Below are 14806 nucleotides of genomic sequence, written 5' to 3'. Positions count from 1 at the left end.
TTCCCTTGACGCGGCAATGGCATATACGCACATTAGTAGCATTGCGGAGGTATTCGTGAACAGCAACGTCGGAACGACAGGCAACGCATCGCCACTGGTTGCAGAGACGAAACCGATGATCGACCCGTTCAAACGGGCCGTGACCTATCTGCGTGTCTCCGTCACCGACCGCTGCGACTTCCGCTGCACCTACTGCATGGCCGAGCACATGACCTTCCTGCCGAAACAGGAGCTGTTGACGCTCGAGGAATTGCACCGGCTCTGTTCCGCCTTTATCGCCAAGGGCGTGCGCAAGCTGAGACTCACCGGCGGCGAGCCGTTGGTGCGCAAGAACATCATGTATCTCGTGCGGGAACTCGGCAAACAGATCGGCTCCGGCCTCGACGAGCTGACCCTGACCACCAACGGCTCGCAGCTTTCCCGCTTTGCCGGCGAGCTCTATGATAGCGGCGTGCGTCGCATCAACGTCTCGCTCGACACGCTTGATCCCGACAAGTTCCGCCAGATCACCCGCTGGGGCGATTTCCACAAGGTGATGGAAGGCATCGAGGCGGCCCAGAAGGCCGGCCTCAAGGTCAAACTGAATGCGGTAGCACTGAAGGACTTCAACGACACCGAAATGCCGGAGATGATCCGCTTCGCGCACGGCCGCGGCATGGATCTCACCGTCATCGAAACCATGCCGATGGGCGAGATCGAGGAAGACCGGACGGACCGCTACCTGCCGCTGTCGAAGCTCAGGGCCGATCTCGAAGAACGATTCACCTTCTCCGACATCGGCTACCGCACCGGCGGTCCGGCACGCTATGTCCAGGTGAAGGAAACCGGCGGCCGGCTCGGCTTCATCACTCCGATGACGCATAATTTCTGCGAGAGCTGCAACCGCGTCCGACTGACCTGCACCGGCACGCTTTACATGTGCCTTGGCCAGAACGACGCCGCGGATCTACGCGCCGCCTTGCGCGCCACCGAGGACGACGGATTGCTCTATGCGGCGATCGACGAGGCCATTTCGCGCAAGCCCAAGGGCCACGACTTCATTATCGACCGCACCCACAATCGCCCTGCCGTTGCCCGCCACATGAGTGTCACGGGTGGGTGACACCCGCGGAGCTAGGGCAGCTTACGTCCGGTTGATCGAAACCCCGCCATCCGCCAGCATTGACGTCCCGGTCACAAAGCTCGCCATATCCGATCCCAGGAACAGTGCGGCCTTGGCGATCTCCTCCGGCCTTGCCAGCCGTTTCAGCGCGTGCAGGCCTTGGATGAAGGCGACGAGCTGCATGTCGGGATTCTCGAAATTCGCCGGGTTCAGCGCGGTGTCTGTGCCCCCGGGCAACAGCGCGTTGACGCGGATGTTTTTCGGACCGAGCTCGGCGGCAAGAACCTGCACCAGGCCGGTCAGTCCCGCCTTGCTTGCCGCATAGGCACCCATCCCAGGCATTCCTGCCGTGTTACCGACGAAGGTCGAGGTGAAGACGATCGACCCGCGGCCGCGGGCGATCATTGCTGGCACCTGATATTTCGCTGCCAGAAATGCGCTGGTGAGATTGACCGCCAGCATTTCGTTCCAGCCATCCAGCGACAGGTCAGCCACCGGCGCCGATTCGCCGGCGCTGCCGGCGTTGTTGAAGGCAACATCCAGACCGCCGAAGCGTTCGACCGCCACTTCGACCAGCCGCCAGTTCAAAGCCTCGTCGCGCACGTCGCCGGCAACCGCAACCGCCTCGCCGCCCGCATCTCCGATCTCTTCGACCAGCATGCCAAGCTGAGCCTCGCGTCGCGCCGCGACGACCAGCCGCGCGCCTTCGGCTGCAAAGAGGTTGGCGGCCGCCCGGCCGATGCCGGAGCTCGCGCCGGTTATGATCGCAACCTTGCCATCCAGATATCTCATGTCGGAACCTCCGCTTGTTGTTCGCGGTATCCCAATCCCAGACATCCTGGCGCTCAGCCACCCGTTTCCTGCCCGTGTCGGCGCGCGCCCTATTGTGCACTGCGCAATCGAATTATTTCGGGTGTGTCTTTCGTTCGATACCCATGGCGCCTGGCACGCTCTAAGAACACGTGTACGAGAATCGGAATATCGACATGCCGCGGTCCCGCAACACCCAGGGCGCCATCTACATGAGTTCGGCCATGGCCGGATTTTCCTGCAGCGACGCACTTTCCAAATCAGTTATCTCTTACATGAATGCCGGCCAGATCATGTGTCTGCGCGGCCTCTTCACCAGCATCTTCGTCTACTTCATCGCGCGCCACATGGGTGCCTTGCGATCGTGGCGCATCATCCTCAAGCCCATGATCATCATCCGCGTCATTTGCGAGATATTGGCAGCGGTGACTTACATTACGGCGCTCGGAATGATGCCGATCGCGAACGCATCGGCCATCCTGCAGTCGCTGCCGCTGGTCGTGACCTTCGGTGCGGCGCTATTCTTCCGCGAACCCGTCGGCTGGCGTCGCTGGTCGGCCATTCTCGTCGGCCTGATTGGCGTGCTGATCATCATTCGGCCGGGACCGGACGGTTTCACGGCCGCAGCTCTCCTCTGCGTTGGCAGCGTCCTCACGACGGCCGGCCGCGACCTCGCCACGCGCGGCATCGCCCCCGAGATCCCGTCACTGATGATCACAGTGGTGACGGCCGTCTCGGTAACGGTCGTCGGTGCATTGCTGACGCCGCTGCTGGGAGGATGGGAGCCGGTTAGCGTGACTTCGCTTTCGCACCTGCTGCTCGCCGCCATTCTCGTCCTGGTCGGCTATCAGTCGGTCATCATGGCGATGCGCACCGGTGAAATCTCCTTCGTCGCACCGTTCCGCTACACCAGCCTGATCTTCTCGACATTGCTGGGCTTCGTCTTCTTTGCGGAGTTTCCCGATGTCTGGACGCTCGGCGGTGCGGCTATCGTCATAGCGTCCGGCCTCTACACGTTCTATCGTGAGGCCAAGCGCCATGTACCGCCGGTCGCCCAGGAGTCCGAGCCGAGAACCCCCGTCTGAGGCAACCATGAACGATTTTGTGCTGGATAGATCCAATATTCCGGGTGTGGTCCTGGCGGGAGGACGCTCTTCGCGCATGGGCCGCGACAAAGCCTCCGTGCGGCTCGATGGCCGCACGCTGCTGGAGCGCGTCATCGAACAGCTCGAGCCGCAGGTGAGCACCCTTGCCGTCAACGCCGACGCAACCCCGGAAAATTGCCGGCATCTGTTCATTCCTGATATAGTTCCCGGCAAAGCGGGACCGATGGCCGGCATCCATGCAGCGATGACCTACGGTGCATCGCTTGGGGGTGTCACACACGTGGTCACGGTTTCTGTCGACAGTCCATTCTTTCCGAGCGACCTCGTCGATTGGTTCGCTGGCGTCATCGATTCACCTGGCAAGATTGCCATCGCCGCCTCCGAGGGCCGCAGCCATCCGGTGTTCGGCCTGTGGCCCGTCAGCCTTGCCGATGACCTGGAATCCTGGATCGCAACCGACGAAAAACGCCGTGCGCGCGACTTCCTTCTACGGCATGACGTTACGGAAGTTGCCTTCCCGCTGCGCCCGACGCGGGCGAGCCTCCTCGATCCGTTTTTCAACGTCAACACGCCGGACGATCTCGCCGAGGCGGAGCGCTGGCTCAAGGTCATGGCATGATGGAGAAACCGAAGGTCTTTGGCATCGCCGGCTGGAAGAACTCGGGCAAGACCGGTTTGGCGGTCCGCCTCGTCGAGGAATTCACCCGCCGCGGCTACCGCATTTCCACCATCAAGCATGCCCATCATGACTTTGACATCGACAAAGTCGGTGCCGATAGCTACCGCCACCGACAGGCCGGCGCTCACGAAGTGACCATCGTCTCCGGAACGCGTTATGCCATCATGCACGAATTGCGCGGCGCCCCAGAGCCGACATTCGACGAAATTCTTGCCCGCATCGCGCCCTGCGACCTTGTCTTGATCGAGGGCTACAAGCGCGAACCGATCCCGAAGATCGAGGCGCGGCGGCTCGAATCCGCCAACCAGGAACCCCTCGCCCCGACGGATCCCCACATCGTTGCCATCGCGGCCGATCACCCGATCGCCGAAGGCTTTCTGCCGGTATTCAACCTCGATGACACCCAGGCAATCGCAGACTTCATTTCCGGAATAGTGGAGCTGCCTGCAAAGTAGGAAACGTTACGACCTAGAAGCTGGTGCGCTCGCGCCAGAACCGCAGAGCGCGCAAACGAAAGCCGCCGGTCTCCCGACGGCTTCCGATCAGTTTCGATTATCGGCTCGCGGAGGCGACCGGGCGTACCAGCGCCGTCACGCGACGGATGGTGACGCGGCGGTTCTCCTGGTTCGGCCCCTGCGTGTTGACCTTGAGGTAACGTTCGCCGTAGCCCTGCGTCGCCAGGTTTTCGGGCGGGATGCCGTAAACGTCGGTCATCACATTCGCCACCGATTCCGCGCGCTGGTCCGAGAGGACGAGGTTGCTCTGGTCGGAGCCGACCGCGTCCGTATGGCCTTCGATCAGAAAGGTTTCCGACGGATCCTTCCGCAACACCTCGTTGATCGCATCGGCGACCTTGCGCAGGCTGCGCGCCTGGCTCATCGGGATCTCGGCACTCCCCGTCGCAAAGGTGATCGTATCGAGATCGATACGGCGAACCTTGTCGCGGATACGCGCCGAATACTTCACCTCATCCAGCGAATAGACACGCTCCACGGGCTCCACCGGCGGCTCGCGCAGGAAGTCGTAGTAGTCGCGATCGTCGTCGCTGCTCGTGTCCATGATGTAGTCACCGAGCGGAATACGCAGGCGCATCGGCGGCAGGTCGCGGCCCGGATCTTCGAAGTAGCCGCGGTCCGGATCTTCGTAGAGACCAGGCGAATAGTAGAGCACGGACTCGCGCCCGCCATTGTCGATGCGCGACCGCTGGATGATGTCACCATAGCGGTTGCGGATCGTCACGATCTGATAGCCGTCACGGTCGATCGTCTCACGGTAACGGTCCCGCGGCAGCTGCTCGTAGGTCGGCCGCTCGCCGTCACGCAGGAAGCGCCGGTCGTCATCGCCGCGAACGATCGTCTGGTTGTTGATCTGGATGATCACACGATTGTCGTCACCACGCTCGCCGAAGCGCGCGCCTTCCGGCCGCTCGAACTGCGGACGCCTGTCGAGACGCCGACCCTGTTCGCTGGTCACGGCTTCGATCTTGATCGGAGCAGCCTTGGCGCCCTCGGTTATGATCTGGGCCTCGGCGTCGGTTTTTGGAACCCGGAAATTCTGCTCCTGGCCGCGTTGCCTGTCGCGGTCACGACGGGACTGGATGCCCCCCGAGCGGTCGGCGTCCTTGTCGCTGTCGAGAACGGCGGCACCGTTTTCAACCGGCAGAACGACGGTTTCCGTGCTCTTGCTCGGGTCCGCGGCAATCTCCTTGCGGCGCTCGAGTTCCTTGGGCGTGATTTTCTCCGGAGCCGGGATAACCTGCTCGGCTTGGCCCACTGCCGGCTGATCGGTCGGCTGCGCCGGAACCTGTTCACCCTGCTGCTGAGCCGGTGCTTGCTCGCCCTGCTGAGGTGCTGGAACCTGTTCGCCCTGCTTCAGGATCGGCTGCGTGCCGCCAGGCTGGGCCTCCGTCGCCGGCTCCTGCGCGGGAACGGGCGGCTTCTCGGCCGTCGGCGCCTCTACTGGAGCAGGCGCCTGTTCCGCGGCTGGCGCCTGCGCTTCAGCGGCAGGCTTCTTGCGCGGCTTCACCGGCTGCTCAGAGCTTTCGGTCGCCTGCTGCTTGCCTGCCTTCCTCGTGGGCTGCGGCGCTTCGCCCTGCGGCTGAGCCTGCTCCTGCTGCGGGGCGACCTGCTCGGTCTGCGGCTGCGGCGCGGCCTCCTGCTGAGGTTGCTGCTTGTCGCGCTTGTTGCGACGCGGCTTTTCCTGGCTTTCGACAGGCTGCTGTTCCTGGGCCGCCGGGGCTATCTGCTCCTGCGGAGCCGCGGGCTCAACCTGCTCAGCGGCCGGCTGCCGCTTCTTGCGCGGCTTTTCGACAGGGGCTGCTTCCTGCAACTGCTGTTCCTGGGCCGGCGCTATCTGCTCCTGCGGAGCCGCAGGCTCTGCCTGCTCGGCGGCCGGCTGCCGCTTCTTGCGCGGCTTTTCGGCGGGGGCTGCCTCCTGCAACTGCTGCAGCTGCTGTTCGACGACAGGCTCCTGCTGTGGCGCGGGCTGTGCCTCTGCTGCCGGCTCACGCTGCTTGCGTGGCTTTTCGGCAGGCGCATCCTGCGATTGCTGTGGCTGCTCCTGCTGGGCGGCCGGCGCCTGTTCTTCACCGCCGCCGCCGTGCTGCTTGTGGTGCTTCTTCAGAATCTCTTCATCGGAGGGCGCATCCTGCGCAACCTCGAAGCTGCCCGCGACCGCTTGCGGTGCTGTCTGAACCTGTTCAACGCTGGCAACTGCGGCAAAGGATTGCACTGGAGGCATCACAAGCGACAGCGACAACAGCGGAAAGGCGGCACTTGCAAACAATCTGGATTTCATTCCCATAAAGGGGCTCCTCGTTGACTTCATTTTCTTGGGACGCGGTCGTGGCCACGTCCGATTTTGGGGCACCCATCCGCGGCGAAAACCGCGCGGGGACTGCATTTGTTCCACGAGTCTTAGGAACTGCAGCATTAACCCGGTATGAATGTGGCAGTGCGGCATTGTTCATCTTCGACATAGTTGATCGTTCGCCACACCCCTGCGATTCCAGTTGCAATTCCGCCGAAAAAGGTTTGAGTATCGCGCCAAGGCCGTGCCTTGCACCGCCCTGCTCAGCCGCCGTCCAAAAGAAGAACACGAGCGGCAGCACCAACAGAGAGGACTAACATGCGTATCTCCACCCGTATTCTTGCCGCCGCTTCCGTCGCCGCGATGTCTCTTTTCGCAGGCGCCGCCATGGCTGATGGCGAGAAGTATGTCATCGGAACAGACTCGACCTACCCGCCCTTCGAATACGTTGACGCCAGCGGCCAGTTCCTCGGCTTCGACATGGACATCGCCCGCGCGCTCTGCGCCGAGATGAAGGCCGACTGCACCATCGTCAGCAGCGACTGGGACGGCATCATTCCCGCCCTGCAGGCCAAGAAGTTCGACATGATCATCTCGTCCATGTCGATCACGCCGGAGCGTTCGAAACTCGTAGACTTCACCAACAAGTACTACAACACCCCGCCGGCAATCGCCGTACCGAAGGATTCGACCGTCACCGACGTGGCCGGCCTGAAGGGCAAGACGATCGGCGCGCAGACCTCCACCACTCACTCGAACTACGCTGAAAAGCACCTGCCGGATACCGAGCTGAAGCTCTACCCGACGGCAGACGAGTACAAGCTCGACATCACGAATGGGCGCGTCGACGCCGTCATCGACGACATCGTCGTGCTGTCGCAGTGGGTCAAGTCGGATGCCGGCGCATGCTGCAAGATCCTGACGCCACTGCCGGTCGACAAGGAAATCAACGGCGTTGGTGCAGGCATTGCCGTCCGCAAGGGCGACGACGCGCTGCGCGAAAAGCTGAACACCGCGATCGCCGCGATCCGCACCAGCGGTGAATACAAGAAGATCCAGGACAAGTACTTCGACTTCAACGTTTACGGCGAATAAGAAAAGCTGTAGGTCGCTGATAAAGCTGATGGCGGAAGGCTTGCTCTTCCGCCATTTTTGTTTGACAACGATAGAAAGATCAAAGCGGTAGAAACCGCGAGGGGAAAACTGGCATGGGCGGATTATTTTCCGCGCTAGGTCCATTCTGGGCCTGGATTGGGCATATCTTCGATCCGCTTTGCGGACCCGCAGGACTCTTCACGTGGTTCGGTTCCTCGACGATCCTGGCCTGTGGCGACACCGGTTGGGGCGATGAGATCGCCGCCGGCCTCAAGGTCACAGTTGCGGTCGCTCTGGTTACCCTTCCAATCGGACTTGTCATCGGCTTCCTCATCGCACTCGGCCAGCAATCGGAAGAGAAATCGGTCCGCCTTGCGGCCGGCATCTACACCACGATCTTCCGTGGCCTGCCGGAACTGCTGACGCTGTTCATCATCTATTACGGCATGCAGATCCTGATCCAGTCCGTCCTCGCCTCCATGGGCTATGACGGCCGGATCGAAATCAACGCTTTCTTGGCGGGCGTGATCGCGCTGTCGATTGTATTTTCCGCCTATTGCTCGGAGGTGCTGCTCTCGGCTTTCCGCGCCATCCCGAAAGGCCAGTACGAAGCCGGGGACGCACTGGGCTTTCATCGTGGGCGCACGTTGCGCCTGATCGTGTTGCCGCAACTAGTGCGCATCGCCCTTCCCGGCCTGGTGAACCTCTGGATGATCCTGCTCAAGGATACGTCCTACGTCTCGATCATTGGCCTTGCCGATATCCTGCGGCAGACCGGCGTCGCCGTTAAGGTCACTAAACAGGCATTCCTGTTCTATACCGTCGCCTGCGCTCTCTATCTCGGCCTCGCCATCATTTCCTCCTTCGGCCTTCGCTACATAGAACGGTGGGCCAAGCGTTCGGAGATCAGCCGATGAGCCACGCCCAGACGCTCATTCCGGCGCAGCCGGCTCCGAAGCAAGCGCACAGGCCAGTCACCGCTGCGCGCATTACCGGATACGTTGTCGTCGCTCTCTGGATCGTCCTGGCTGCCGCACTGCTCACGATGGTCGTGACCGGTTGGGATCCGGAGAAGTTCACCCGCTACGGTCCCCGCTACCTGCATGGTCTGTATACGACGATTGCCTTGGTGGTGATCTCGGTATTCTTCGGCGCCATCTTGTCGCTGCCGTTGGCCTTTGCCCGCATGTCCAAGAACAGGTTCATCAACGGCATCGCCTACTGCTACGTCTATGTGTTCCGCGGCACGCCGCTGCTGGCACAGCTCTTCCTCATTTACTACGGCCTGGGCAGTTTCCGTCCGCAGCTGGAAACCGTCGGCCTCTGGTGGTTCTTCCGCGATGCCTGGTATTGCGGTCTGTTTGCGATGACCATCAACACGGCCGCCTACCAGGCTGAAATCCTGCGTGGCGCCATCCAGAGCGTTCCGCGCGGCCAGCACGAAGCCGCCGCCTCGCTTGGCATCCACAAGGTCATCGCCTTCCGCAAGATCCTCTTGCCGCAGGCGCTGATTGTCGCCTTGCGGCCCTACGGCAACGAGATCATCCTGCTGATCAAGGGCTCTGCGGTCGTCGCCATCATCACCGTTCTCGACCTGATGGGTGAAACGCGCTACGCCTTCTCGCGCACCTTCGATTACCAGACCTACCTTTGGGCAGCGATTTTCTACCTCACCATGGTCGAAGCCCTGCGCCATCTCTGGGCATGGATCGAGCGCCGCCTCACCCGCCACCTGAAGCGCTGAACAACGTGGCAGCACTCGCCGATGAGAGCTGCCAACGATTTGAAATTGCAAAAGAAATTCCTGAGGCACTAGCAATTCGTCAAGCTTCGGTTAAGCATGTAGTGGTTCCATTTCATTGATCGCTAATGAGCGATCAATGGAACCAGAAGCGAGACGACGATGCACAAGGACATGGAAAGGCAGCTTCAGGGCTACGGCCTCACGACGGCCCAAATCATCTACCGGATGCCGGATCATCAAACGATCCTACAGACATACATCTGGCAGGACTACGACCTTGCACCGGATTTTCCGGAAATGCGCAGCTTCCTGAAGTTCTGGCAGGAGAAGCTCGACGGACCGCTGCATTCGGTCCGCTACATTCACCGCAAACTCATCTCGGCCACCGAATGGCGGGCGCTGAGAGGCGAGTTCACCATCAACTGATCACGCTGCAAAAGCCGGTCAGACATGAGCCTCCCCTTTGACGAACTCGTCTTCGTCCATCTCCCGATGCAGTGTGCCGTAGAGGATACCGGCATAGCCCAAGCCAACCAGGCAGAGCACGGCCCAGCCCGGGATCGGCCCAAGTGCCGCGTTCTCGACTACGTAAGTCCATGAATGCGTCTGCGTCAGCGGATTGCCCTCTGCCTGGAGCTTCGGCGTGGTGATCTTCAGACACCATGCGAGCAACAGGATAAAATACATCCAGCAATAGTTGCGGCGCAGTCGCCGCTTGACCGCGCCGGGGTAGCTCAAGAGAAATTGCGGCTTGCGCAAGCTCCTCGCGATCGCGCCGGCCCAATCGGGTCTGGATTCGCCGTTCGGCGCAAGAATCTGCGCGAAATAGCCCCGCTCCAGCTTCCGTACTCGGGCGCGGTAGATATCGAAGAAGCGGTATCGGCGCGCTTCGATGAGCAACAGCAGGGTGATCAGCATCATCCCGAAAAGCAGCACGCCATGGTGCGAGGTCGGCGTCGACAGTGAAACCGAAAGCAGCGCCGCCGAGACCGTGATCGCCCAATTCGATGTTCGGTCGATGCGATCGCGCCAGCTTATCATCCGGCCGAGCTCTCCCCGATAATAGTGGCTGAGCGTATTCGTGATCTCGCCTGGCGTTGCCGGCAGCGCTGGTCGCGGACTATCCAGCTCAATCTCGAAGTTCGCCTTACTGATTTCGGCCACCATGGTATTTCCTCCATTTTGTTCTTATCCATTAGAGGATCCTTATTCTGCGCCTCGAACGTCGCCATTGCAAAAGACAATCAGTCGCCGTAGACGCAGCTCTGGAATTAAAACGATGGTGAATTGCTATGGCCAAGAAGATCGACGAAGACGCACTCGCGGAAGCCTATAACCGGGCTCTTGCCCTCGAGAAGGCGGGAGATGTCGATGCCGCCGTAAAGGCCTATGAAGAGGTCCTGGCCATCGACCCCGAGGATCATGGCGGCGCCGCCGTCCGGATCGCCTCCATGGGACGCGGCGAGACGCCACCCAAGGCGCCGGACGCCTATGTCGAGACCCTGTTCGATCAGCACGCCGAAGTCTTCGAGGACGTTCTCGTCGAACAGCTCGGCTACCACGTGCCGATGATGGTGCGCCAGCGCCTGCAGGAGCTGAACCTTGGCCCCTTCAAGCGCATGCTCGACCTCGGCTGTGGCACTGGCCTCACCGGCAGCGCGCTCAGCGACCTCTGCGAGGACATGACCGGCATCGACATTTCCGAAAACATGGTCGAGATCGCCCACGAGAAGGAGCTCTACGAGACGCTCTTCGTCGCTGAGGTCGAGGACTTTCTCGAAGACAATGACGAGGATCCGTTCGATCTCGTTACCGCGACTGACGTCCTACCCTATCTCGGCGCGCTCGAACCGCTGTTCTTCGGCGTCGCGGAAAACCTGAACCCCGGCGGTTTCTTCATCTTTTCATCCGAGGAACTGCCCGAAGCCTCCGCAAATGGCCAACCCTACATGGTCGGCCCGCATCAGCGCTTTTTGCATTCGGCAGCTTATATTCGCGAACGCCTCGCAGCGACGGGATTCGAGCTCGTCGAGATGCGAGAGATCAACGTTCGCATGCAGGAAGGCAATCCGAGCCCGGGCCACCTGGTGATTGCGCGGCTGTCTTAATACTTAGCCATCCACGCAACTTTCCTGTTGCCAGCGAAGCGGCGCCCTGATACTTAGCCATTCACGCAAGTTTTAAAACAACGTGAAAGGCCGGCCGCATGTCGCTCTTCCTCCACAGTCATCCGCTTGCATCTTTCTGCCACAAGGTCCTGATCGCCCTTTACGAGAACGACACGCCCTTCGAGCCCGTCCATGTCGATCTCGGAAACGAGGCATCGAGAGCCGCGTTCCTCAGCGTCTGGGCACTCGGAAAGATGCCGGTGCTGCGCGATGAGGCACGCAACCGCACTGTCCCTGAAACGACGATCATCATCGAGTATCTCGATCGCTACTATCCGGGTGCGACGACCCTCATCCCAGGCGATCTCGACAAAGCGCTCGAAGTCCGCCTGTGGGATCGCTTCTTTGACCTGCACGTGCAGGAACCGATGCAACAGATCGTTGCCGAACGTCTGCGCGGCGGCGGCGATCCGAGCCGCGTGGCCAGTGCCGAGGCGGCGCTGCGCAAGGCCTACGGCATGATCGAGCAGCAACTCGGCGAACACCCTTGGATCGCAGGGGATAGCTACACCATGGCCGATTGCGCCGCGGCGCCCGCCCTCTTCTATGCAGAGACCCTTGTTCCTTTCGCCGGCCAGCCAAGCCTGCGGGCTTACTATGACAGGCTTCTGGCGCGCCCGTCCTTTGCACGGGTCCTTGAAGAAGCGCGACCGTATTTCAGATTCTATCCCTACCGGGAACGGCTACCCGCACGCTTCCGGCCGGACGAAGCCTCTATATGATGGACGAACCCGCCGCACTCGATGAGATGTTCCACGCGCTTTCGGACCGCAGCCGGCGCGGGATGGTCGACCGTCTCGGCCGCGGGCCAGCTTCGGTGTCCGAGCTTGCGGAACCTCTGTCGATGGCGCTGCCGACCGTTATGAAACACCTCGCCGTGCTGGAGAGGAGCGGCCTTGTCCGTTCCGAAAAGAGCGGCCGCGTGCGGACCTATCGCCTGGAAGCAGGCGCATTGGGCCAGGTCGAACGCTGGCTTGCCGAACACAAGGCAAGTTGGAACGCCCGCTTTGACCGACTTGAACGATTTCTCTCGGACGACCAACCGGAGTGACGAACGACATGACAAGACATTCCGCCATGCACGAGACATTCGCAATCGAGCGAAAGATGCGGGCGCCGGTCTCACGGGTGTTTGCCGCCTGGGCCGATACGGAGGCCAAGCGGCAGTGGTTTGCATGCCACGACGAGTGGGTCCCCATCGAATACAGCCTAGAGTTCCGCGTCGGCGGCCAGGAGCGCAATCGCGTCGCTGACAGCGACGGCGTGCTGCATGCCTACGAGGCGCGCTATCTCGATATCGTGCCGCAGGCCCGCATCATCTATGCCTATGACATGAAGCTCGGCGAAACCCGCATTTCGGCATCGCTTGCGACGATCACCTTCGAAGCGACGCCATCAGGAACAACCATGCTCTTTACGGAACAGGTCGTCTTCCTCGATGACTATACCGACGGTGGCTCGCGACGGCAGGGAACGGAAATTCTGGTCGATCGCATCCAGGCGTTTGTCGAGCGCGACGGCAGCACAGCGCACTAAATCTTGAACCGGTTTCATGCTAGGTTGGCGCCTCGGCATCTCACGGCCGCAGGCGAGGCAGTATGACTGCAGATAAACGGCACACACAAACCGGATCCACGCTCAAGCGGCGGCCGAAATTCAATCCCAAGCGCGGCCCCAGGCCAAGCGTCCTGGCCCGGGCCAATCGCACGGTTGCCTGGGGAGCGTCCCTGGTTATCGCTGCCTTTCTCCTGATTGTCACAGTCAACGCGTTGGTGCACTAGCCGGAAGAGGCCGGGCTGTACCTAAGCCAGCACCACCGGTCGACGCAGTTATCCGGCGAGCATGGTCGGCAGGTGCGTCGTCGATGAAAGAGCGCCGCCGGACAGCAGACGGCGCCGGTTGCCACATCAGGAGCCGGACACCACTTTGAGGTTTCCGCCATGGCTGCCGCCACCGAAGACCTGATGCTTGCCGAAATCGCTCTGGAAGCCGTGCCGCTGCTCTTCGCGCGTGATCCCGAGTTCCGGGAACAGTAGCTCGGCAACGCGATAGGCCTCCTCGAGATGCGGATAACCGGATCCGATGACTGTATCGATACCGACGTCCTGATATTCCCGCAGGCGGGCGGCCACGGTCTTCGGCGACCCGACAAGTGCTGTCCCTGCCCCGGCGCGCACCAGCCCGACACCGGCCCAAAGGTTCGGCGACACTTCCAGCTTGTCGCGCCGGCCACCGTGCAGGGCCGCCATACGCTGCTGGCCGACGGAGTCGGATTCCTTGACGAAGCGCTCCTGTGCCTCGCGGATCGTCTCGTCGTCGAGTTTCGAGATCAGGCGATCGGCCGCTGCCCATGCTACCTCATCGGTTTCGCGGACGATGAAATGCAGGCGAATGCCGAAGCTGACCTCGCGCCCCTTGTTCGCCGCGGCAGCCCGCACCTTTTGAACCTTTTCGGCAACCTGAGCCGGTGGCTCGCCCCAGGTCAGGTACTTGTCGACGCGGCCGACCGAGAAGTCGATACCGGCATCCGACGAACCGCCGAAGTACAGGGGCGGCCGCGGGTTCTGCACCGATGGAAAGCCAAGCTTCGCATTCGTCGCCTTGATGTATTTCCCGTCGTAGCTCGCGACACCCTTTTCGAGCAGCTCTTCGAAGACCGTGAAGAACTCATCGGCATGGGCATAGCGCTCGTCGTGCGCCAAATGAATGCCGTCGCCGGCAAGCTCCGCCGGACTGCCGCCGACGACGATGTTGAGCAGCAGGCGCCCGTTCGAAATACGGTCCAACGTCGTCGTTAGACGCGCGTAGTATGCGGGTGATGCCGTACCCGGACGGATTGCCACCAGAAACTGCAGCTTCTCGGTCTTGGCGGCAAGCGCTGCCGCTGTCACGAAGGATTCTTCACAGGCAACGCCCGTCGGCAGCAGCACGCCGGAGTACCCAAGGCGATCAGCCGCCTGGGCAATCTGGGTGAGATAACCGATTTCCGGCGCGCGCGTCTGCTCGTTCGAACCGAGATAGGCACCATCCCCAGAGGTCGGGATGAACCAGAGGAAATTGATGGGATCGTGTTTGCCGGTCATGGAAATGATGCCTTCTAGTCGGAATTGAATTAGCTTTGCTTTGCGTGCAAGGCGCCCGTCGTCGGTGTTCAGGACGGTGCCATGCCGAAATGCCCCAGTGTTTGACGTCGTAAAATCATCGTCTTCCCTTTCCGGAAGTCAGCCGCTCTCGGCGCTCCAGTGTCTCGTTGCAATCTTGACAAAACCCATCAAATCGATCGACATTTGTAAT

16 protein-coding genes are annotated in these 14806 nt (G+C 61.3%); 12 read left to right on the top strand and 4 right to left on the bottom strand.

Annotated elements, in window-relative coordinates; translation table 11 throughout:
- Window positions 1–55: 55 nt before the first annotated feature.
- The gene (gene moaA / locus IB248_RS06865) at window positions 56–1102 is read left to right on the top strand and encodes a GTP 3',8-cyclase MoaA (protein WP_018854808.1); all 1047 of its coding nucleotides are present in this window, start codon (window positions 56–58) and stop codon (window positions 1100–1102) included.
- 21 nt (window positions 1103–1123) lie between these two features.
- On the opposite strand, the gene IB248_RS06860 is transcribed toward moaA, so the two are convergent.
- Window positions 1124–1894 (bottom strand): SDR family oxidoreductase, encoded by a 771-nt coding sequence (locus tag IB248_RS06860; RefSeq protein WP_192240590.1) that lies wholly within the window; start codon window positions 1892–1894, stop codon window positions 1124–1126.
- A gap of 194 nt (window positions 1895–2088) precedes the next feature.
- Here IB248_RS06860 and IB248_RS06855 point away from each other — a divergent pair, with 194 nt between their 5' ends.
- From IB248_RS06855 to mobB, 3 genes are read left to right on the top strand one after another with little or no spacing between them, the layout of a single operon-like run.
- Window positions 2089–2997 (top strand): DMT family transporter, encoded by a 909-nt coding sequence (locus IB248_RS06855; RefSeq protein ID WP_192240589.1) that lies wholly within the window; start codon window positions 2089–2091, stop codon window positions 2995–2997.
- A gap of 7 nt (window positions 2998–3004) precedes the next feature.
- Entirely contained in the window at window positions 3005–3637 is a 633-nt protein-coding gene (mobA, locus tag IB248_RS06850; protein WP_192240588.1) for a molybdenum cofactor guanylyltransferase MobA, read from the top strand.
- Window positions 3637–4152: a molybdopterin-guanine dinucleotide biosynthesis protein B gene (mobB, locus tag IB248_RS06845; protein ID WP_018854804.1), complete on the top strand. Its 516-nt coding sequence runs from the start codon at window positions 3637–3639 to the stop codon at window positions 4150–4152. The genes mobA and mobB overlap by 1 nt, the downstream gene beginning before the upstream one ends.
- Before the next feature lie 97 nt (window positions 4153–4249).
- On the opposite strand, the gene IB248_RS06840 is transcribed toward mobB, so the two are convergent.
- Window positions 4250–6499, bottom strand: a complete 2250-nt coding sequence (locus IB248_RS06840; protein WP_018854803.1) for an OmpA family protein — start codon at window positions 6497–6499, stop codon at window positions 4250–4252.
- Window positions 6500–6823: 324 nt separating this feature from the next.
- On the opposite strand from IB248_RS06840, the gene IB248_RS06835 reads away from it, so the two are divergent.
- The 4 genes from IB248_RS06835 to IB248_RS06820 all read left to right on the top strand — a co-directional run bounded on the left by IB248_RS06835 (window position 6824) and on the right by IB248_RS06820 (window position 9770).
- Window positions 6824–7600, top strand: coding sequence for an ABC transporter substrate-binding protein (locus IB248_RS06835; protein ID WP_018854802.1), 777 nt, complete (start codon window positions 6824–6826; stop codon window positions 7598–7600).
- Between the two features lie 113 nt (window positions 7601–7713).
- Window positions 7714–8517, top strand: coding sequence for an ABC transporter permease (locus IB248_RS06830; RefSeq protein ID WP_192240587.1), 804 nt, complete (start codon window positions 7714–7716; stop codon window positions 8515–8517).
- Window positions 8514–9344 (top strand): ABC transporter permease, encoded by an 831-nt coding sequence (locus tag IB248_RS06825; RefSeq protein WP_018854800.1) that lies wholly within the window; start codon window positions 8514–8516, stop codon window positions 9342–9344. The genes IB248_RS06830 and IB248_RS06825 overlap by 4 nt, the downstream gene beginning before the upstream one ends.
- A 159-nt stretch (window positions 9345–9503) precedes the next feature.
- Complete coding sequence (locus IB248_RS06820; RefSeq protein ID WP_018854799.1) at window positions 9504–9770, top strand: USG protein; 267 nt, start codon at window positions 9504–9506, stop codon at window positions 9768–9770.
- Window positions 9771–9788: 18 nt separating this feature from the next.
- On the opposite strand, the gene IB248_RS06815 is transcribed toward IB248_RS06820, so the two are convergent.
- A complete protein-coding gene (locus tag IB248_RS06815) occupies window positions 9789–10511 on the bottom strand; it encodes a DUF2270 domain-containing protein (protein ID WP_018854798.1) in 723 nt (240 codons plus the stop codon).
- Between the two features lie 125 nt (window positions 10512–10636).
- Here IB248_RS06815 and IB248_RS06810 point away from each other — a divergent pair, with 125 nt between their 5' ends.
- The 4 genes from IB248_RS06810 (at window position 10637) to IB248_RS06795 (ending at window position 13048) form a co-directional block, all read left to right on the top strand.
- On the top strand, window positions 10637–11452 hold the full coding sequence (locus tag IB248_RS06810; protein ID WP_192240586.1) for a class I SAM-dependent methyltransferase: 816 nt from the start codon (window positions 10637–10639) through the stop codon (window positions 11450–11452).
- A gap of 98 nt (window positions 11453–11550) precedes the next feature.
- Window positions 11551–12234, top strand: coding sequence for a glutathione S-transferase family protein (locus tag IB248_RS06805; protein WP_192240585.1), 684 nt, complete (start codon window positions 11551–11553; stop codon window positions 12232–12234).
- Complete coding sequence (locus IB248_RS06800; RefSeq protein ID WP_192240584.1) at window positions 12231–12563, top strand: metalloregulator ArsR/SmtB family transcription factor; 333 nt, start codon at window positions 12231–12233, stop codon at window positions 12561–12563. Before IB248_RS06805 ends, IB248_RS06800 begins: the two co-directional genes overlap by 4 nt.
- An 8-nt stretch (window positions 12564–12571) precedes the next feature.
- Window positions 12572–13048, top strand: a complete 477-nt coding sequence (locus tag IB248_RS06795) for an SRPBCC family protein (RefSeq protein WP_192240583.1) — start codon at window positions 12572–12574, stop codon at window positions 13046–13048.
- 371 nt (window positions 13049–13419) lie between these two features.
- Here IB248_RS06795 and ssuD read toward each other — a convergent pair whose 3' ends face one another.
- On the bottom strand, window positions 13420–14595 hold the full coding sequence (ssuD, locus tag IB248_RS06790) for an FMNH2-dependent alkanesulfonate monooxygenase (protein ID WP_192240582.1): 1176 nt from the start codon (window positions 14593–14595) through the stop codon (window positions 13420–13422).
- Window positions 14596–14806: the final 211 nt, after the last annotated feature.

This window comes from Rhizobium sp. RHZ01, assembly GCF_014851595.1.
In the GTDB taxonomy this organism is placed as follows: domain Bacteria; phylum Pseudomonadota; class Alphaproteobacteria; order Rhizobiales; family Rhizobiaceae; genus Rhizobium; species Rhizobium altiplani.
The sequence above is the reverse complement of the archived record's forward strand: the minus strand, read 5'-3'. Positions and strand labels throughout refer to the sequence as shown.

Bases quoted from the DNA above. Each gene is read 5' to 3' on its own strand.
- IB248_RS06825 (WP_018854800.1), top strand. From the start codon at position 8,514: ATGAGCCACGCCCAGACGCTCATTCCGGCGCAGCCGGCTCCGAAGCAA.
- IB248_RS06795 (WP_192240583.1), top strand. From the start codon at position 12,572: ATGACAAGACATTCCGCCATGCACGAGACATTCGCAATCGAGCGAAAG.
- IB248_RS06835 (WP_018854802.1), top strand. From the start codon at position 6,824: ATGCGTATCTCCACCCGTATTCTTGCCGCCGCTTCCGTCGCCGCGATG.
- IB248_RS06800 (WP_192240584.1), top strand. From the start codon at position 12,231: ATGATGGACGAACCCGCCGCACTCGATGAGATGTTCCACGCGCTTTCG.
- IB248_RS06810 (WP_192240586.1), top strand. From the start codon at position 10,637: ATGGCCAAGAAGATCGACGAAGACGCACTCGCGGAAGCCTATAACCGG.
- IB248_RS06815 (WP_018854798.1), bottom strand. From the start codon at position 10,511: ATGGTGGCCGAAATCAGTAAGGCGAACTTCGAGATTGAGCTGGATAGT.
- mobA (WP_192240588.1), top strand. From the start codon at position 3,005: ATGAACGATTTTGTGCTGGATAGATCCAATATTCCGGGTGTGGTCCTG.
- IB248_RS06805 (WP_192240585.1), top strand. From the start codon at position 11,551: ATGTCGCTCTTCCTCCACAGTCATCCGCTTGCATCTTTCTGCCACAAG.
- IB248_RS06855 (WP_192240589.1), top strand. From the start codon at position 2,089: ATGCCGCGGTCCCGCAACACCCAGGGCGCCATCTACATGAGTTCGGCC.
- IB248_RS06840 (WP_018854803.1), bottom strand. From the start codon at position 6,499: ATGGGAATGAAATCCAGATTGTTTGCAAGTGCCGCCTTTCCGCTGTTG.
- IB248_RS06830 (WP_192240587.1), top strand. From the start codon at position 7,714: ATGGGCGGATTATTTTCCGCGCTAGGTCCATTCTGGGCCTGGATTGGG.
- IB248_RS06820 (WP_018854799.1), top strand. From the start codon at position 9,504: ATGCACAAGGACATGGAAAGGCAGCTTCAGGGCTACGGCCTCACGACG.
- ssuD (WP_192240582.1), bottom strand. From the start codon at position 14,595: ATGACCGGCAAACACGATCCCATCAATTTCCTCTGGTTCATCCCGACC.
- IB248_RS06860 (WP_192240590.1), bottom strand. From the start codon at position 1,894: ATGAGATATCTGGATGGCAAGGTTGCGATCATAACCGGCGCGAGCTCC.
- mobB (WP_018854804.1), top strand. From the start codon at position 3,637: ATGGAGAAACCGAAGGTCTTTGGCATCGCCGGCTGGAAGAACTCGGGC.